We start from the raw sequence: 18,062 nt of genomic DNA, 5'->3' as shown, positions 1-18,062 counted from the left end.
GCTCCCATATAATTATCATTATACTTTTTTATGTTAATACAGTCAAATAATACTAATAATTAAAATACAAAATCACCAATTCAAAATTAAGATTTACATAATAAAAACTCATATAAAAAGATTTTAATTAAACAAAATTTCAAAACAAAACCCCGGCAGATTCATTATCTACCAGGGCAACCTATTTGATTATTTATTTAGAAATTTAGCTTTAATTTTTATTCTATTTCAATTTTTCTACTTTTTATTTCATCAGTTTTTTTTGGAATACTAATTTCCAAAACTCCACCATCTAATTTAGCAGAAAGATTTTCTTCATCGATATCTTTGAAATACATTCTTCTCATCATTTTTGAAGTTTTTCTTTCTTTGTGGATATAATTTCTTTCTTTATCCTCTTCATTAGTTTCTTCGTTCTTTTCAGCACAAATTGTCAATCTTCCATTTTCAAAATCAACATCAATTTCATCCTTTGAAAAGCCAGGAAGCTCAGCTTCTACTTTATAAGAGTCTTCGTTTTCAAGTACATCAACTTTAAAAGTTGAGGCTCTTAACGCTCTTTCCTGTGAATTGTCGTTGAAAAATGAATCAATCATGTCATAAAAATCCCCAAAATTTGGATCTCTCAATAAATTGTTTCCATATGGCCTAATACTCATTTAAAAACTCTCCTTTTATAATTATTTAGCAGCCATCTAACTCTATTGCTAACTATGCATATAGTATATATCTTTAGTCAAAGATTGTCAATCTTTTAAAAATAAAAATTTGACAATCTTTGACTAAATTTTTTTATAAATTAAAAAAGCTCTGTCACAAAATGACAAAGCTAATTTATAATTATTTTTTTCTTATTGTTCTGTATCCCATTCTTTATACTCACGACGTGCTTCTTCTTGTTCATCTGGAAGCACTTTTATTCCAGCTTTAATAATTCTTTTATCTGCAACTACAAGTTCTGTCAATATACATCCATTTACTTTTACTTGCAATTTTTCTTTTTCAGTTTCTTCTGGTATGAAGCCAAGCTTTTCAATTATTAATCCTGAAATTGTTTCATGATTATCTGAATATAGATATGTTCCAATCTTATCATTTATATCTTCAATATCCATAGAGCCATCAACTATAAATTCATTTTCAGATATTCTTTCTATTTGTGGAATTTCTTGGTCGTATTCATCTTCAATTTCTCCTACTATTTCTTCTACTATATCTTCAACGGTTACCATACCTGAAAAACCACCATATTCATCTATGAGAATTGCAACATAATTTTTGGTACTTTGCAATTCTTTTAATAATTGGTCAATTTTTTTAGTTTCAGGTACGAAATAAGGAGATTTTATACAATTGTCTAAATTAATTTTTTCATAATTATTTTTAGCATATTCCACAAAAATATCTTTTATATATACTGTTCCCAATATATTATCCGTATTCTGCCTATATACCGGCATACGCGAGTATCCTTCACGCAGTATTTCGTCAACAGTTTCTGTTGAAAAGGCATCGTAATCCACCATATATATTGATGTGCGTGGTGTCATAATTTCATAAGCAAGTTTATCGTCAAAATCCATTATATTTACAATCATTTCTTCTCCAGCTGAATTTATAACTCCCTGCTGCGTAGACACCTTGATATAGGATTTGAGTTCTTCTTCTGAAATTTTTTCTTCTACATCCTCAGAATATTTTCCCATAATTTTTAAAACAACAGCTGTTGAAAAAGAAAGTAATTTTACAAATGGATAAAATATCTTTGAAGCAATGGATATAGTTCTAGCAGAATTTAATGCTACATTTTCTGAGTTTTGAAGTGCTATTCTCTTAGGTACAAGTTCGCCAAAAACTAGTGTCAAGTACGATAAAAGTAATGTAACTAAAATAAATGAAATGGTGTGTCCGTAAATAATTCCATTATTCATTAGAAAAGCCCCAAATACTTTAGATATACTTGTAGCTGCTGAACCTGATGAGAAGAATCCTGCTAGAGTAATTGCAACCTGAATTGTCGACAAAAATCTAGTTTGATCTTGAGAGATTCCAAGCAGTGTTAGTGCCCTTTGATCTCCTTCTTCTGCAAGTTCTTTTATTTTGTTATTGTTTGCTGAAACCATTGCCATCTCTGCCGATGCAAAAAATGCATTAATTGATGTCAATATTACTATAAGTAAAAGTTTAAGCCATAAGGCCCCGCCGTCGTCCATTAATTTATTTTCCTCCGTTTTTTACAGTTATTAAACCCATTATAACAATTATTTATATTGATTGCCATATTTTTTAAACTCTTCTATTGTTTATATATTAACATAAGGCTTATTTTTCATAATTTATATAATAATTTACTACATTCTCAATTAAAAGAATATTTGTAATACTTCCCACACCTTTAGGGACTGGAGAAAAAGCTTTTATATATCCATCCACTGATTCTTCATTCAAATCTCCTACAAATTTTCCGTCTTTATTTTTCGAAGTGCCAATATCAATGACCGTTGCATTCTCATTAAAATAACTCTTATCTAAAAATTCCGGTTTACCTACTGCGGTAAAAATTATATCTGCATTTTTTGTGTGCTTTTTTAAATCTTGTGTGCCTATATGAGCAATTGTAACAGTGGCAAGTTCATTTAAAAGTATCATTGTTAGGGGTTTGCCTACAACATTTGAATGATTTATGACAAGTGTTTCTTTTCCCTTTAATTTATAATCATAAAATTTAAGTAGTTCAATACTCGCTTTTGGAGCAAGAGGAATAAAACCACTCACATCTCCAGCGTATACTTTTGCCGTATTTAAAGGATTTAAGCAATCTATATCTTTTTCTGGAGATATTTCTCTTGCAATATTATCTTCATTTATATTTTCTGGAAGTGGTTTAAATATTAAAATCCCACCTACTGATTTATCATCATTTAATTTTTTAATCTCTGAAATCAAATCTTCTTCACTGACATTTTCAAGTAAATGCTTATCAACCTCTACTCCCAATTTCTTTGCAGTACTATTTATCCCTTTTTCATAAGCTATAGTGCCCGCATCATCAGTAGTCCTTATTAATGCAATTTTAGGTACCACTTTTAAATTTTGTATTTTCTTTTTGATTTCTTCTATCTTATTATCAACATATTTATCAGAATATAAAATTTTTGTCATATTTAAATCCTTTCTATTGTTTTCGCTTTAATTCTCTAAATATAGTATATAAGAACTTTCCCTTTTACACAATTTATATTTAATCTATTTAAATATAAATGAGAAATAAATAATAATTATTTTAATAAATATCTTATTTATTTCTAAAAAATACTACTATGTAAGAAGAACGATTCACTCTACGAGTACACCGCAACTCCAATAAATTCTTCGCAAGAATTTATTATCGTTTAGAATTACAGGTAGGTCTTAAGAGGTGTCTAGAGCTTTTGTCTCGACTAAAGGAAATTAAAAATAACCTCAAATCTACATTAGGATTGTGAGGTTATTTTCAATATAATACTATTTTTGCTAAAATTTATTTTCAGTCTTTTTTAAAATATTCTACTCCTGCAGAGAATATATCTTCGATTTCAATTTCATTTAAATTTTTAAATAAATTATCCGCAATTCTCTCGCTATGTCCCATTTTGCCCAATATTTTACCATCTGGTGATATTAGTGCTTCTATATTTTCAAATGATCCATTTGGTGCATCTACATATATAGCTGCCACTTGTTCTTGGTCAAGAATTTCTTTTAGTACTTCTTCTTTTGCGACAAGTCTTCCCTCTCCATGTGATATAGGCATTCTATATATTTTTTCTACTTTTAATTTAGATAGCCATGGCGAGTTATTAGTTACAATTTTTGTGTCTACTACTTTTGCTATATGTCTATTGCAACTGTTAAATGTTATTGTAGGGTCATTTTCGTCCATTTCTTTTATTTTTCCGAAAGGAAGTAAACCTGTTTTAATGAGTGCTTGGAATCCGTTACATATTCCAAGTATTAACCCATCATTTTTTTCTAATAGGTTGTTAATGGCTTTTTTTACTTTTGGAGATCTCAATACATTAGCTATGAATTTACCTGATCCGTCTGGCTCGTCTCCCAATGAAAATCCTCCTGGTATTGCTAATATTTGTGCTTTAGAGATTTTATCCGCAAGTTCATTTATTGATTTTTTAATATCTCTTTCGTTTCTATTTTTAAATACCACAATTTCAGCTACTGCTCCCGCATTTTCAAAGGCTTTTGCTGTGTCCCATTCAGAGTTGGTTCCTGGAAATGCTGGCACTATAACTTTTACTTTATCCACTGGTCTTTTAGATTTTATTCTTCTTTCTGGTGCTTTAGCTTGAGTGAAATCTGTAGCAGCTGATGTGTCTGTTGGTTTAAATATTTCATCTAGGGTATTTAAATAAGCTGTTTTTAATTTAACATCATCAAGTTTTTTGCCATTTACAATTATATCGCCAACTTTTTTAAATTCACCGACTTCTTCTATAAAATCTCTATCCTCTAAATATTCAACTACAAAAGAACCATATAATGGCGAATATAAGTCTTCTAGCTCTACATCAAATCCTACATTTGATATTGCCATTTCATAAATTTGTGGCAAAGTGCCTTTGTGAGTAATGGCTGCTGCTGAAATAATATTTCCATTTTCAATTTCTGTATTTATTCTTTTGAAATTATCTTTTAGTTCTTCCAAATCTACTGTGCCTGTCGTATTTCTCTTGATAGTTACTAGACCAATTTTACCCTTGCCTTTAAATTCTGGTCCTATGATTTTTTCTGCGTCTTGTGTATTTACTGCAAAAGAAATTAAAGTCGGCGGCACATTAATGTCTTCAAATGTTCCACTCATTGAGTCTTTACCACCAATTGGAGGTGCATCAAAGGCTTTTGATGCTACAAATGCTCCCAATAATGATTTTAATGGTTTAGACCATATTTTTGCAGAATCCATTTTTTCATAAAACTCTTGGAAAGATAGCCTTATATTTTCTACTGGCGAACCACTCGCTATAAGTTTTGCTATAGATTCTATTACTGCATAATAGCCACCTAAGAACTGTGATTCTTCTGAAAGGTATGGATTAAAACCATAGCTCATAAGAGATGCGGTTTTTGAAACTCCATCAAGTGTTGGTATTAGGGCTACCATTGCTTGTATTGGTGTTTCTTGATTTGTACCTCCAAGTGGTTGAAGAACTGTAGCTCTACCTACTGATGAGTCAAATAATTCAATCATATTTTTCTTTGAAGTAATATTTAAATCACTCAAGTAATCGTATAGATTTTCCGGTTCTTTATCTGCACTTAAAAGCATTGGTGCAAACTTTTCTGACGCAACTGACACTTTTTCGAATCTATCAGCACCAGTAGAATTTATAAAGTCATAACTCATATCGCAGATGAGTTTATCTTCATAATACATTTTTAGTCTATTATCGTCTGTAACATTAGCAACCACCGTTGCATCAAGATTTTCATCATCTGCTAATTTTATGAATTTATCTACATCTTCCTTTGCTACAACTACTGCCATTCTCTCTTGTGATTCGGATATAGCAATTTCTTTTGGTTTAAGTCCGTCATATTTTAGCGGCACTTTTTCAAGTTTTACTTCAATTGAGTCGGCAAGTTCTCCAATTGCAACGGATACTCCACCTGCACCAAAATCATTACATTTCTTTATTAACTGTGCTGCTTCTTTATTTCTGAACAGTCTTTGTATTTTACGTTCCTCTGGTGCATTTCCTTTTTGCACTTGAGCAGATTCTGTTTCAATTGAACTAGTATTATGTGATTTTGATGAGCCTGTAGCTCCTCCTATGCCATCACGACCAGTTTTTCCGCCTAATAAGATTACTACATCGCCCGCTACAGGTTCAATCCTTTTAACATTTTCCATAGGTGCAGCTGCAATTACTGCTCCCGTTTCCATTCTCTTTGCTACATATCCAGGATGATATATTTCATCTATTAGTCCTGCTGCAAGTCCAATTTGATTTCCATAAGATGCATAACCTACTGCTGCTTGTGTAGTTATTTTCTTTTGAGGTAATTTGCCTTCTAAAGTCTCTTCAACAGGTGTAAATGGATCTGATGCACCAGTTACTCTCATTGCTTGGTAGACATAACTTCTTCCTGAAAGTGGATCTCTAATAGCACCACCTAAACAAGTGCTTGCTCCACCCACGGGTTCAATTTCTGTTGGATGGTTATGTGTCTCATTTTTAAACATCAACAGATAATCTTGAAGTTCTTCTTTGCCATCTTTTTCTATCTTGGCTTTAATTTTTACAGAACAAGCATTGATTTCAGATGATACTTCTAAATCTTTAAGCTTGCCATTTGCACGCAAGTATTTTGCCAAAATTGTTCCAAAACTCATAAGTGTAATCGGTTTTTGTATATTTAATTCTTCTCTTAGTTTTAAATATTCATCGAAAGCTCTTTTAATTTCTCTGTCAAGCTCTGTCAACACATCAAAATTAATATCAAGCTCGGTATTAAAAGTAGTGTGACGGCAATGGTCAGACCAATAAGTATCTATTATTGCTATTTCTGTTTCATTAGGATTTCTATTTTCTTTTCTAAAATATTCTTGAACTACTTTCAAATCATCTAAACTCATAGCAAGAGATTTTTCATCTAAAAAATTAGTTAATCCTTTATCATCTAATTTATTAAAGCTATCGTAGATTATATTTTCCAAATTTAATTCTTGTGAAGTTCTCATGTTTTGTGCTGCAAATACATCAACTTCTGTTGAATCAACTGGGTTTATGAGAAATTCTTTTATCCTAACAAGATCTTTTTTATCTACACCTTTTATGTCATAAACCTCTGTAACTTTAGCACGCACATCTGCATCCGTAAATAATGCTATTGTTTGGATTAATCCGTCTTCTCTGTTGTCAAATTGTCCCGGTAAAAACTGAATGCCTATTGGATTTTCAAAACTCTCTTCAAGTTTTTTAACATCATTAAAATAAAGATTATCCACTGGTGGTTCAGATAAAACTGTATTTAAAATTTTATCTAAAGTAGTATCATCAATCTCGATGTCATATCTTCGATAAGCTTTTAGAGAATCAACATCAATTTTTAGAGCATTTTTAATCTCACTTTTTAGAGACTTAGATTTGTAATCAAATTCATCTTTCTTGCATACATAAATTCTTTTTACATTTTCCATATTACACCTCATCTGATTCATTTGGCCAAACAGCATAACTACCATCAAAGCAAGCTTTACAGAATATATCTTCATCAACACGACTTGCCTTTAACATACCTTCCATTGATATAAATGCCAAGCTATCTGCTCCAATTCTTTCTCTAATTTCTTCAACAGAAAAATTGGCTGCAATTAATTTCTCTCTAGAAGGAGTATCAATACCATAATAACACGGATACATTACAGGTGGGGAAATTATTCTGAAATGAACTTCCTTTGCACCACTATCTTTCATCCTTTTTATTAAATTACGTGATGTAGTTCCTCTTACAATAGAGTCGTCCACAACTATAATCTTTTTATCTTTTAAAACTGTTTCTAACGGATTTAACTTTAATTTTACAGATAGTTCCCTCTCCTCTTGTGTTGTTTTTATAAAAGTTCTACCCATATATCTGTTTTTGACTAGACCTTCTGCGAAAGGAATACCAGACTCTTGGGCATAACCCATTGCACCAGGTGTTCCACTATCGGGCACTGCTATTACAAGATCAGCATCAACTGGTGCCTCGTTAGCCAGCACCTCTCCACATCTACGCCTAAAATTATAAGCATTTACTCCATCTAAATTGGCATCATTTCTTGCAAAATAAACATATTCGAATATGCAATGTTTTTTATCCACTTCTCCATGGGAATAAGAATGTAGACCAGTCTCATCAACTACAATTATCTCTGCAGGTTCCACATCTCTAATTTTATCAGTTCCAATAATTTCAATCGGAGCATTTTCAGATGCAACAATTATCTCGCCATTAACTGACTCACCTATTACTAAAGGCCTAAATCCATTGGGATCTCTGAATGCAACTAATTTATTATCAAAAAGCATCACAATAGAATACGCACCTTTAATTGTATCCATTGTTTTTTTAACTGCATCCACAATATCTCCATCATAATATTTCACGACCAAAGATAAAATCACTTCAGTATCAATTTCCGTTTGGAAAAGTGCACCTTCTCTTCCAAGTTGTTTTCTAAGTTCTTCATCATTAACAAGACTTCCATCGTGAGCCAACGCAAATTCCTTACCTCTAGAAAATGCCAAAAGTGGTTGTGCATTATAAACATGAGGCTTATTTGCAGTGGCATATCTTACATGCCCAATTCCAATATTTCCACTTAATCTTAAAAAGCTTTCCTCATCAAAATTATCATATACAAGTCCATTTCCCTTATCTAATATAAGACCATCTTCATTGTAAACACAAATACCACTTGCCTCTTGACCTCTGTGTTGCAAAGAATTTAAGCCATAAAAAAGCTTTTTGCTGACATCAGAATTCGAATAAATACCAATAATTGCACTCATATTAACTCCTAAATCTTAGTCCTAAAAAAATAGAGAACTCCTCTAGAGTTCTCATGTAAACAATCTTTCACTTGTGCAGTAGAAAATAATACACTTCTAGTGCTTGTTGAAATAAACCTCTCTCTTCTATTGTCAGAATTACTGTAAATATAGCTTAATATCAACTTTACTCCTCCATAAAACTATAGAAGTATTATAGCATAAATCAAAACTAATTTGAAATTAAAAATTTAATTTTTCAAACAAAAATCTTAAAATATTTAAATCCAACCTCAAAAACCCACAGCATATTTCATTCCGATTAAGATTATTCCCCAATCATAAATAATATGCACTAAATAAGTTACTGTTAAATTTTTACTTATAATATATGACATAGTAAGACCAATTCTTATTATAGAAATAATTAGAATTGCTTGCAGAAAATTAAAATTATAGGTAGATAGATGCATCAAACCAAAAATAACGGAGGATACAATAACTGCAACAATAATTTTTAATTTCTCGCTCTTAAAATCAAATTTATTCATTACAAACAAAAATGGAATTATAAATATTATTTCCTCAGTGATAAATTGAATAACAGACGAAATAAAAAATTCTACAATATTTCCCTCATCAATAAGCCCAAAAATAGGATTAGTGCTCACATCCATATCAATATTTGTCATGACAATTGAAGATATAACAATGGACACAAACATTATCACTACGCCAACTAATATAAATATAATATCTTTTGGCTTTAATGGCTTAAAAACTTTTTTAACAAAATCTCTATCGATAATAAACAAAGATACTATTCCAATAGTGGAAAGAATTACAGCGTTTAAAATCATATTATCAATTTTCAAAAAATAAGAAAGAAACGCTACTAGTATAAAAGATAAAATTGATAACAAAAATCCTAAAATCCATCTCGATGTAGGCGATTCTATAATAGGATAATCTCTTTTCATATTAATGATTATATAATTAAAACCTATTTAACACAAGTTATGTAATTTTTGGCAAGTCCTTATATTAATAAAATACATTGCAATTTCGAGTAATTCTTGACTGATATACTTAGAATTAAAAGATTGTATTTCTATTTTTTACTAATATCTATTTAAAAGTAGACTTATTATAACTCAATTAAAATATAAAAATTTTTATAAAAAAAGACCAATAGAAATCTCTACTGGTCTTTATAATAATCTAATTGTAATTCTAATTAATTAGAACCATCCTCTAAGTTTCATAGCTTTTTCAATTGATTGAATAGCAAACATGTAAACTCCTTCTCTAGGAACTACATCATATTCATCACAAACGCCGAATACTCCTTCAATAGCTTTCATCATGTCAGCTTCTTGTTTTTCTTCAACTTCTGCTTCAGACCAGTAGTATCCGTATTGGTTTTGTACCCATTCGTAATAAGATACAAGTACTCCACCTGAGTTAGTTAAGATATCTGGTGTTAGTGGAATTCCTTTTTCTGCAAGAGCTTTATCTCCTTCTGGAGTTGTAGGTCCGTTAGCAGCTTCACAAACTAATTTAACATTAAGTTTTTTAGCAACTTCGCCTGTGATTACATTTTCTAGAGCAGCTGGAATTAGAATGTCATATTCGCCTTCCCAGAATTCGTCGTTAGAAATTTGTTTTGCTCCAGGGAAACCAATTAATGTTTTGTGTTCAGCTTTATATTCGCTAAGTTCTTTAAAGCTCATTCCATCTTCATTGTAAAGAGCATAGTTTCCTTCTTTTTTGTCCCATTCAGCTAGTGCACAAACTTTTCCGCCTTGTCTTTCGATGTTTTTAACAGTGAAAGATCCAACGTTTCCGAAACCTTGAACTGCAATTTTAGCTGTTGCAAAGTCAATACCGTAACGTTTTGCAGCTTCTCTAGTTACTACTGCAACACCAAAACCTGTAGCTTCGTTTCTTCCTTCAGAACCACCAAAGCCAACTGGTTTTCCAGTGAATGTACCAAAATCCATAACTTCGCCATTTAATTTGAAGTATTCATCGATAAACCATGACATAATTTGTCCATTAGTGTTTACGTCTGGTGCTGGAATGTCGATTCTTTCGCCAAGATATTTGTGAAGTCCTCTTACATATCCTCTAGCAACTTGTTCTAATTCTCTTTCAGAAAGTTCAGATGGGTCTACACAAACTCCACCTTTTCCTCCACCATATGGAAGACCAAGAGCTCCACCTTTGAATGTCATCCAAAGAGAAAGGGCTTTAACTTCATCAAGATTTACGTTAGGGTGGAATCTACATCCTCCCTTAGCTGGACCTACAGCTGTTGAGTGAGCTGATCTCCAACCTTTGAAAACTTTTACTGAACCATCGTCCATTTTAACTGGAATAGAAATTTCGATAACTCTTTCAGGTTCTTTCAAAATTTCATAAACTGCTGGGTCAGCACCTAATTTGTCGCATGCAGCCTTAACTTTTTGTTGAGCTGCTACTAATGGATTTAATGTATCTGTCATTATTAAACACTCTCCTTTACTATGTATAAAACATTGGTAACTTTTTCATCCAAACTCATTATATCAAAGGGGTTTTTTAAATTCAAGCGAGTGTTAGAACTTTAACGAATTGTTATAATTTATAAAAATAGATTTTACAAATGTTTCAAAATGTTGTCTAACTATTCAAATAGTAAATACAATTTTGCCATTTAAAATTGTGTAATTATGGACAATATCAAATTCAAGAATACGAATTTAATATTGTCTTCTAAAATATTTGTGTATTTAAAATTCTTATTACTTTTAGCTCTTCAAATGTAGCTACTTATAGTGTATTATATATCCGGGGAGTTTGATTTTATGAATAATAATTTAAAAAACTGGATATTTTCCAAAACTTTTTTTGTAAAGCTCATGTCTGTTATTGTGTGCATGCTTTTTACGTCATTTTCCATGGTTGTATTTATAAAAGCTAATAATTTGATATCAGGTGGTCTAGCTGGATTGTCTTTGCTTTTTAATTCAATAACCGGTATTGACTTGCCGATAATTATTTTGATTTTAAATGCACCTACCTTTATATTGAGTATTATATTTTTGGATAGAGATTTTGCTTTTTTCTCTGGTATTTCGGTACTATTTTTGTCTTTCTTTGTGTCACTTATCGAGAAATATTTGCCTGGCTTTTACATAACTAAACAGCCGCTTTTGGGCGCAATATTTGGTGGTCTTTTAAATGGTATTGGTGCAGGAATTGCTTTTATGCACGGCACTTCAACTGGTGGTTTGGATATTATAGCAGCTATACTCAAGAAATATTTCAATATCACAATAGGAAGCGTGCTCATGGGACTAAACTTTATTATAGTATGTGCACTAGCTTTCATATACACTCCCGATCAAGCACTTTATACATTGATATTAATGTATTTTAACTATACTGTTATAGACAGGATACAACTTGGCGTAGGAATACAAAAACAAATTTTCATTATTTCTGAAAAATACGATGAAATTGTCTACGAAATTTATAAAGAGATTAATAGAGGTGCTACTTTTATAAAAGGTAAAACTGCTTACAAAAAGAAAGATTTATATATTGCTTATGTAATTTGCTCTTCACGTCAACTTGTAAAAGTTCGTCAAATAGTAAAGAGAATTGATCCTGAGGCTTTTATGGCTGTAAATGATACTTCTGAAATTTTAGGTAAAGGCTTCAAAGAGCTTTCGATTTAGATATATAATAAAACTAAAACATCTTTGTATTTTTATAAATGAATAGATACTTAAAATATGTTGGTATAAATTATCAACATATTTTTTATGCATTTCTTAGTGATATTAAATTAACTCTTCTTCACCTTTATATTTAACTTAATAATCACTTCTTAAAATATTATGGTAAATGGTAATAATTATTATGTAATTGACAATTCCTTATTTAAAAATATATAATTAAAGTAATTAATCATTATGGTAAAAAAATCGAGTTATGTATTTATCAAAAATTGCAAGTAATTCAAAAAATTATAAGGAGTGAAATAATGAAAATTAGTGCAAGAAATGTATTTAAAGGTAAAGTTATTGAAATTGAAAAAGGTGCTGTCAATGGCATAGTAAAAATCGATATTGGAAATGGAATTATAATTACTTCTTCTATAACAAATAATGCAATTGAAGAACTAGGCCTTGAAGTAGGAAAGGATGCAAGTGCCATTATAAAAGCAAGTAATGTCATGATTGGCGTAGAGTAATCATTTATTGTATTTTTAGCCCCTTTGATTCAAGGGGTTTTTTAATGGATTTAAAATTACTTTGATAAAAAGTTATATTTAATAAAACTAACCAATATGAACACAAAAAGTAGAAATAAATCATGTCTTATAATTTTAGAGTCAACATATCCTTTTTGATAATATTTGTATAAATTATATATACACATCAATAGTACCAAAATCATTATACTTATATAAAACTGTTTACCTTTCATTTCAGTTTAACTCCTCAAAATTTAAATCATTTGGCATAACACCCAATTATTAGTTAACTAATAAAATTATTATTCTATCTTTTAACACGTTATAATATTGATTTTACATATACGTTCAATTATTATCGAATTTTATATAAAATGATAAAAGCAATTTAATCTGGTTCATTTTAAATTACTCTAATTCAAATTTAGTATATTAGCTCGGGTTTTAAAATAGATGTATTAATAGTAAATTCAGGGTAAATAAAAAACATATCGACAAGCGATATGTCCTTTAATATTTATTCATTTTCCAAAAGTTCTAAAGCTATTTCTATATTTGTTTGAGCTTTTTTTCTCATTATTTCTGTATTTTTAGCAAGTGTAAATTTAGATGACTCTAAATTGTCTAAAGTTCTTTTAACCTTCAAATAAAGCTCATCAGCACTAAAGTCATTGACTTCAACTGCTTCCATTATTCCAAGCTCATTTACCATGGCACGTACTTTAGGGTCGTAAATTATACCAACCATTGGTAAATTCACATTAGCACCGTATACTAATGAGTGAAGTCTCATAGCCACTAATATTTTAAGTCTATTAAATATTCCCATTAACTCTCCAGCTGAATAGGTGTTTTTGACCACTTGAACCTTATCTTTATTTTTAGATAATTCTGCTATATCCCTAGAATATACATTGTCCCGAGGCATATGAAAAGGAACTAACAATACATCATATCCATCGTCAATGAGTTTATCAACTACCTGTGCAAATTTAATTTTTAAACTTTCGTCTTCTTTATAATCTCTAAGACAAAAGCCTATTGTTTTATCAGTTAGAGTTATCTCTTCAAATTTTAAAATTTCATCTACTCTTATTTTACTTACAACATCAAGTGAAAAAACTGGATCTGCCGTGACTTTGATATTATTGTTTTTGACACCCAAATTTTTCACAAATTTTTCGGACAGTTTATCACGCAAAGTTATATAATCAACTCTGTTTAATACAAATTTCGTTAGAAATCTGCTGAAACCTTTATCAATAGGTCCAATTCCATTAGCATAAACATATACTTTTTTGCCCTGTATTTTAGCCATGAGTATAACTGCTAAATAATAAATTATCGACCTTGTAGATGTAAAATCTTGCAATAGCGATCCTCCACCAGAGAGGAGTATATCAGATTCTTTTAATGTTTTCCAAACTTCAGTTACTTTAAATCTGTCAACCGCATTAATGTGATAAATTTCTTTAGTCTTGGACGGATTATTTGAAAGTGCCGTAATAGATATATCTTTATTAAATTTTTTAAAATCAGATACCATAGCTTTTAAAATGGCGTCGTCGCCTGAATTATCAAAGCCAAAGTACCCAGAAACTACTAATTTTTTCATATGAATCACATAACTTTCTTTAGTGAAATATTCACATTACATAAATTTAAATGTTTGAGCCCTAAATAATTTTAATGAATAGGGCTCATTTTTTATAATTTTATATTATTTAAATAAATTAAATTCAATCGGTTATATCAATATTTTTTGTATTCTCTGCTTTTTCAATTTTAATTGATGTGAAAATTATTCCAATTATTATCCAAAAAGTAAAAATAATTCTTGGTATATATAGAAAATGTTCTACAATACCGTGAGCCATAATACCCACAACACTAGCACATAAACCAGCACCAATATATCTAAAATATTTATCAGTTGATTTTACTAAATTTATATATGCATATTTAATTGTAGAAAACAAAAATAAAATGAATATAAACAAACCTGCTATACCAATTTCAGCAGCCACCTCTAAATAAGTGTTGTGTGCATGATAAATTGGCATCGTCCTGATATAAGTTTCAAATGTCTTTTTAAAAGGAATATATCCAAATCCAACACCACCAACAAGGTTGTCTCTTATTACATCCATAGTTATATTCCATATTTTTATTCTGTACGAATTTGAAGAATCTATTGTTGAACCAATAGACAAAATTCTATTTAACATCTGTGTTGGTAAAAACATAAAGCCACCAAAGCCTATTGGTATTGCTAAAAGTAATAGTCGTCTATCAACTAAAATTACAAAAGTAAGAGCAGCAAAAAGAATTCCTACCCAACCACCACGAGAAAGTGTCAATAGTAAGCATATCAATAAAATAGCAGTTGCTGCCATAAATACTAGTTTTTTTCTGAGGCTCTTTGTATGCCAACTTAACCCAACAGCTATGGGAGTAAGCATAACTAAATATTCTGCCAATATATTCGGGTTATAAAATACAGAATAAACTCTAACGGCAATATCTGTATTATTTTCAGTATCTAGCCACTCTGGCCTCATCTGTACACCTGTGAATTTTTGAACAATACCAATTAGTGCTACAATAAGAGCCGACAACATAAAAACTGAAATGAAGCCATTAAGTTCTTTTTTATTTTTAATAGAATTAGTCATTGCAAATACAAAGCTAAGCCCTGCTGCATTTAGTGCTAAATCTCTAATAGAACCCATTGGTTCTACAGAAGTTAATGTGGAAAAAATCGCTACAAATGCAAATAAAGCTATTGGTAAAGTTAAATCCATTACTTCAAAATGCTCTTTAAATAATATTGCCCTAAGTAAAACAAAAAAACCCATAGCTAAAAGCATAACAAGACCTATCGCATCAGGCAGAAATGGATAAATGAACGCTGCTGTAAATAATCCAATTTTTACATCATATAAAACCATTACAAAACCACAAACTCCAACAAGAGCCGCAGCAAAAAATTTAAGCCCTAAAGAATAATAAATTAGTGCTAAAAATATGCCCACTAACCAAACAAAATTTAACTTTTTAGGCATTACCACCACTTTTCACCGCCTTCATCTAACTTAAAAAAGCTTAGGATAAAAACTAGCACTTTAGAACCATTTATAATTTCCAAATATTTGCCCTTAAACATAGATAATATGAAACCAAAAATTAAAATCAATAGTGATAACTTAATATGGCTTTTAAAAATAATAGAAACAATGAGCACAAAAATACCAGTCCAAAGAATAATATTTGACACAAGCCCCATGACAAAATCAAAAGATGATAAAACTTCAACTGTATCACCTAAAAATAGAGATTTCCTTATAGGGCCGAAAAGAATTTTATATAAAAAATGCATAAATCTTTCAACCAGACTAAATAATTTCTTATAAATCTTTAGAAAATAAGAATCTCTAAAAATATATTTTTCTCCATTTAAAATTTGATTTATACGTGAATTAGCACATACAAACTTGATTGGATTTACAATACTTTTCAAAATTTTATGAGTATAACTATTTTTATAAGCATCTGAAAGTGCCACAAAAATACAACTTAAAATTCTTAAAGTTACTGAATTATACATATCGCACCTAAACTTCTATGTCTAAAACTGTAATAAATGAAGCAAACTTTTTATTCTTAACTCTTTGTTGAGCACCTACTCTTAATTGTTCTGTACCAATTTGATAAAAATCATCTGTCTCTTTGACATCGACCTTAAGCTTTAAATTTACAACGTATTTTTCAGGAACTTCTGCCTTAACCCATTTGCCTTGGTATTCCACCTCTTTGGTGAAAGGCTCAGATGAAACTTCTGCAATTTCACCTATATATGTTCCTTTATCGTAATCATATAAAGGATCTCCTACTTTAACTGCATTTACAGTAGCATCACGCACTTCAGCAATTTCTGCAACTACAATACCCGGTTTTGTTTGAGCACCAGCGGTAGTAGTTTTATTGCCAAACCTTTTAATACCCACAATAATAATACCAATAACTGCTATAAGAACAAGCAAATCGATAATATTTATAAAACCAAAAAGCCTTCCATTTTTGTCTATAATTTTCACTTTCTTCCTCCTTGCAAGATTCTCTCATAAATTTTAAATTGTGTCTCTCCCATTGCTTCATGAGAATAATTTTCTTTTACATTTTCTTTCATATTTATGCCAAGTGTTTTTAATTTACCTATATCTCTGTATAGCTTTAAAATATAATTTGAAAGAGAGTTCTCATCTCCTACTTCAAATAAATATCCTGTCACATCATCTTTTACAATCTCTGGAATACCGCCAACTCTAGTGGATATAGTTGGGACTCCAACAAGCGCTGCTTCCATTATCACATATGGAAATGATTCTGAAATGCTTGTTAACACATTTAAATCAATAGCATTGAAGAATGAATACTTATCTTTGACAAAATTTAAAAAATAAACTTGGCTAGAAATACCAAGATTTTGGACCATTTCTTCAAGATTTGTTCTTTCATCGCCATCACCTGCTATCAAAAACAAAATATCCAAATTCTTATCAATGACCTTTCGTGCAGCCTTAATAAAAGTTTCGTGATCTTTTACCTTATCAAGCCTTGCCGCAATGCCCACGATGAACTCACCATTATAGACAACTTTATGTTTTTGAAGAAAAGCAACTTTTGGCAAAAAATCTATTTTTTCTTCAGTATCAATTCCATTGTATAGAACATGAATTTTATCGCTATCAAAACCACGCTCTATGAGCATATCTTTAAAATTATCACTAACACAAATATAATGATCAAATTTTTTAAGTGCCATTTTATTTAATGTAGTATAAATTAAATTTTTATAAAAATTATCCTTAAAATCGAGCATATAATCCGAATGGATTGTTGTAATCATAGGTACAGATATTTTATTTTTCAAAAACATAGCAATAAAATTTGCACGCGCCCCATGAGCATGCACAATATCATATTTTTCTTTTTTAATTTCATCACTTAATCTAGTGACCACACTCAGATCCGATCTCTTCTTTTGTTCGAAAACTTCGATATTAAAGCCAAGCTCTTTTGCCTCTTCATAAAAAGTATCTTTGATAAAGCAAATTATCTTGGCATCGACTTTTCCCACAAGACCTTTCATCAATGTGAAAATGTGAGTCTTAGCTCCTCCAGTGTCGCCACCACTAATTAAATGGAGAACTTTAATCATATTCTAATAATCCTCCTTAACATTTTAATTATACATGATTTGAGAATGAATTTGAATAGAA

The 18,062-nt window shown here is 30.3% G+C and carries 14 protein-coding genes; 2 read left to right on the top strand and 12 right to left on the bottom strand.

Annotated elements, in window-relative coordinates; genetic code table 11:
• Window positions 1–218 precede the first annotated feature (218 nt).
• From ABID14_RS03865 to ABID14_RS03835, 7 genes are all read right to left on the bottom strand, one after another.
• Window positions 219–659, bottom strand: a complete 441-nt coding sequence (locus ABID14_RS03865) for an Hsp20/alpha crystallin family protein (RefSeq protein WP_354367322.1) — start codon at window positions 657–659, stop codon at window positions 219–221.
• A gap of 192 nt (window positions 660–851) precedes the next feature.
• Window positions 852–2,213 carry a hemolysin family protein gene (locus ABID14_RS03860; RefSeq protein ID WP_354367320.1) on the bottom strand — a complete coding sequence of 454 codons (1,362 nt, stop codon included), beginning with the start codon at window positions 2,211–2,213 and terminating at the stop codon, window positions 852–854.
• 109 nt (window positions 2,214–2,322) lie between these two features.
• Complete coding sequence (locus ABID14_RS03855; protein WP_354367318.1) at window positions 2,323–3,162, bottom strand: bifunctional 5,10-methylenetetrahydrofolate dehydrogenase/5,10-methenyltetrahydrofolate cyclohydrolase; 840 nt, start codon at window positions 3,160–3,162, stop codon at window positions 2,323–2,325.
• 364 nt (window positions 3,163–3,526) lie between these two features.
• Window positions 3,527–7,198, bottom strand: coding sequence for a phosphoribosylformylglycinamidine synthase (locus ABID14_RS03850; RefSeq protein WP_354367316.1), 3,672 nt, complete (start codon window positions 7,196–7,198; stop codon window positions 3,527–3,529).
• Between the two features lies 1 nt (window position 7,199).
• A complete protein-coding gene (purF, locus tag ABID14_RS03845; protein WP_354367314.1) occupies window positions 7,200–8,555 on the bottom strand; it encodes an amidophosphoribosyltransferase in 1,356 nt (451 codons plus the stop codon).
• A 272-nt stretch (window positions 8,556–8,827) separates the two neighbouring features.
• Complete coding sequence (locus ABID14_RS03840; RefSeq protein ID WP_354367312.1) at window positions 8,828–9,514, bottom strand: CPBP family glutamic-type intramembrane protease; 687 nt, start codon at window positions 9,512–9,514, stop codon at window positions 8,828–8,830.
• 261 nt (window positions 9,515–9,775) lie between these two features.
• Window positions 9,776–11,041, bottom strand: a complete 1,266-nt coding sequence (locus ABID14_RS03835) for a Glu/Leu/Phe/Val family dehydrogenase (protein WP_354367310.1) — start codon at window positions 11,039–11,041, stop codon at window positions 9,776–9,778.
• 342 nt (window positions 11,042–11,383) lie between these two features.
• On the opposite strand from ABID14_RS03835, the gene ABID14_RS03830 reads away from it, so the two are divergent.
• Together ABID14_RS03830 and ABID14_RS03825 are read left to right on the top strand one after the other, a co-directional pair.
• Window positions 11,384–12,259: a YitT family protein gene (locus tag ABID14_RS03830; RefSeq protein ID WP_354367309.1), complete on the top strand. Its 876-nt coding sequence runs from the start codon at window positions 11,384–11,386 to the stop codon at window positions 12,257–12,259.
• 308 nt (window positions 12,260–12,567) lie between these two features.
• On the top strand, window positions 12,568–12,777 hold the full coding sequence (locus tag ABID14_RS03825) for a TOBE domain-containing protein (RefSeq protein WP_354367307.1): 210 nt from the start codon (window positions 12,568–12,570) through the stop codon (window positions 12,775–12,777).
• Between the two features lie 520 nt (window positions 12,778–13,297).
• Here the strand turns inward: ABID14_RS03825 and csaB are convergent.
• From csaB to ABID14_RS03800, 5 genes are all read right to left on the bottom strand, one after another.
• A complete protein-coding gene (gene csaB / locus ABID14_RS03820) occupies window positions 13,298–14,395 on the bottom strand; it encodes a polysaccharide pyruvyl transferase CsaB (protein WP_354367305.1) in 1,098 nt (365 codons plus the stop codon).
• A gap of 124 nt (window positions 14,396–14,519) precedes the next feature.
• Window positions 14,520–15,845 carry an O-antigen ligase family protein gene (locus tag ABID14_RS03815; protein ID WP_354367303.1) on the bottom strand — a complete coding sequence of 442 codons (1,326 nt, stop codon included), beginning with the start codon at window positions 15,843–15,845 and terminating at the stop codon, window positions 14,520–14,522.
• Window positions 15,845–16,387 carry a hypothetical protein gene (locus tag ABID14_RS03810; RefSeq protein WP_354367301.1) on the bottom strand — a complete coding sequence of 181 codons (543 nt, stop codon included), beginning with the start codon at window positions 16,385–16,387 and terminating at the stop codon, window positions 15,845–15,847. The genes ABID14_RS03815 and ABID14_RS03810 overlap by 1 nt, the downstream gene beginning before the upstream one ends.
• Before the next feature lie 7 nt (window positions 16,388–16,394).
• The gene (locus tag ABID14_RS03805; RefSeq protein ID WP_354367299.1) at window positions 16,395–16,877 is read right to left on the bottom strand and encodes a DUF4330 domain-containing protein; all 483 of its coding nucleotides are present in this window, start codon (window positions 16,875–16,877) and stop codon (window positions 16,395–16,397) included.
• Window positions 16,874–18,001, bottom strand: coding sequence for a glycosyltransferase (locus ABID14_RS03800; protein ID WP_354367297.1), 1,128 nt, complete (start codon window positions 17,999–18,001; stop codon window positions 16,874–16,876). Before ABID14_RS03800 ends, ABID14_RS03805 begins: the two co-directional genes overlap by 4 nt.
• Window positions 18,002–18,062 lie beyond the last annotated feature (61 nt).

This window comes from Peptoniphilus olsenii (assembly GCF_040545475.1).
Classification (GTDB): domain Bacteria; phylum Bacillota; class Clostridia; order Tissierellales; family Peptoniphilaceae; genus Peptoniphilus_A; species Peptoniphilus_A olsenii.
This window is presented reverse-complemented; position numbering and strand designations above follow the sequence as displayed.

Excerpts from the sequence above, each read along its gene's own strand:
- ABID14_RS03865 (WP_354367322.1), bottom strand. The coding sequence starts at position 659 with ATGAGTATTAGGCCATATGGAAACAATTTATTGAGAGATCCAAATTTT.
- ABID14_RS03860 (WP_354367320.1), bottom strand. The coding sequence starts at position 2,213 with ATGGACGACGGCGGGGCCTTATGGCTTAAACTTTTACTTATAGTAATA.
- ABID14_RS03855 (WP_354367318.1), bottom strand. The coding sequence starts at position 3,162 with ATGACAAAAATTTTATATTCTGATAAATATGTTGATAATAAGATAGAA.
- ABID14_RS03850 (WP_354367316.1), bottom strand. The coding sequence starts at position 7,198 with ATGGAAAATGTAAAAAGAATTTATGTATGCAAGAAAGATGAATTTGAT.
- purF (WP_354367314.1), bottom strand. The coding sequence starts at position 8,555 with ATGAGTGCAATTATTGGTATTTATTCGAATTCTGATGTCAGCAAAAAG.
- ABID14_RS03840 (WP_354367312.1), bottom strand. The coding sequence starts at position 9,514 with ATGAAAAGAGATTATCCTATTATAGAATCGCCTACATCGAGATGGATT.
- ABID14_RS03835 (WP_354367310.1), bottom strand. The coding sequence starts at position 11,041 with ATGACAGATACATTAAATCCATTAGTAGCAGCTCAACAAAAAGTTAAG.
- ABID14_RS03830 (WP_354367309.1), top strand. The coding sequence starts at position 11,384 with ATGAATAATAATTTAAAAAACTGGATATTTTCCAAAACTTTTTTTGTA.
- ABID14_RS03825 (WP_354367307.1), top strand. The coding sequence starts at position 12,568 with ATGAAAATTAGTGCAAGAAATGTATTTAAAGGTAAAGTTATTGAAATT.
- csaB (WP_354367305.1), bottom strand. The coding sequence starts at position 14,395 with ATGAAAAAATTAGTAGTTTCTGGGTACTTTGGCTTTGATAATTCAGGC.
- ABID14_RS03815 (WP_354367303.1), bottom strand. The coding sequence starts at position 15,845 with ATGCCTAAAAAGTTAAATTTTGTTTGGTTAGTGGGCATATTTTTAGCA.
- ABID14_RS03810 (WP_354367301.1), bottom strand. The coding sequence starts at position 16,387 with ATGTATAATTCAGTAACTTTAAGAATTTTAAGTTGTATTTTTGTGGCA.
- ABID14_RS03800 (WP_354367297.1), bottom strand. The coding sequence starts at position 18,001 with ATGATTAAAGTTCTCCATTTAATTAGTGGTGGCGACACTGGAGGAGCT.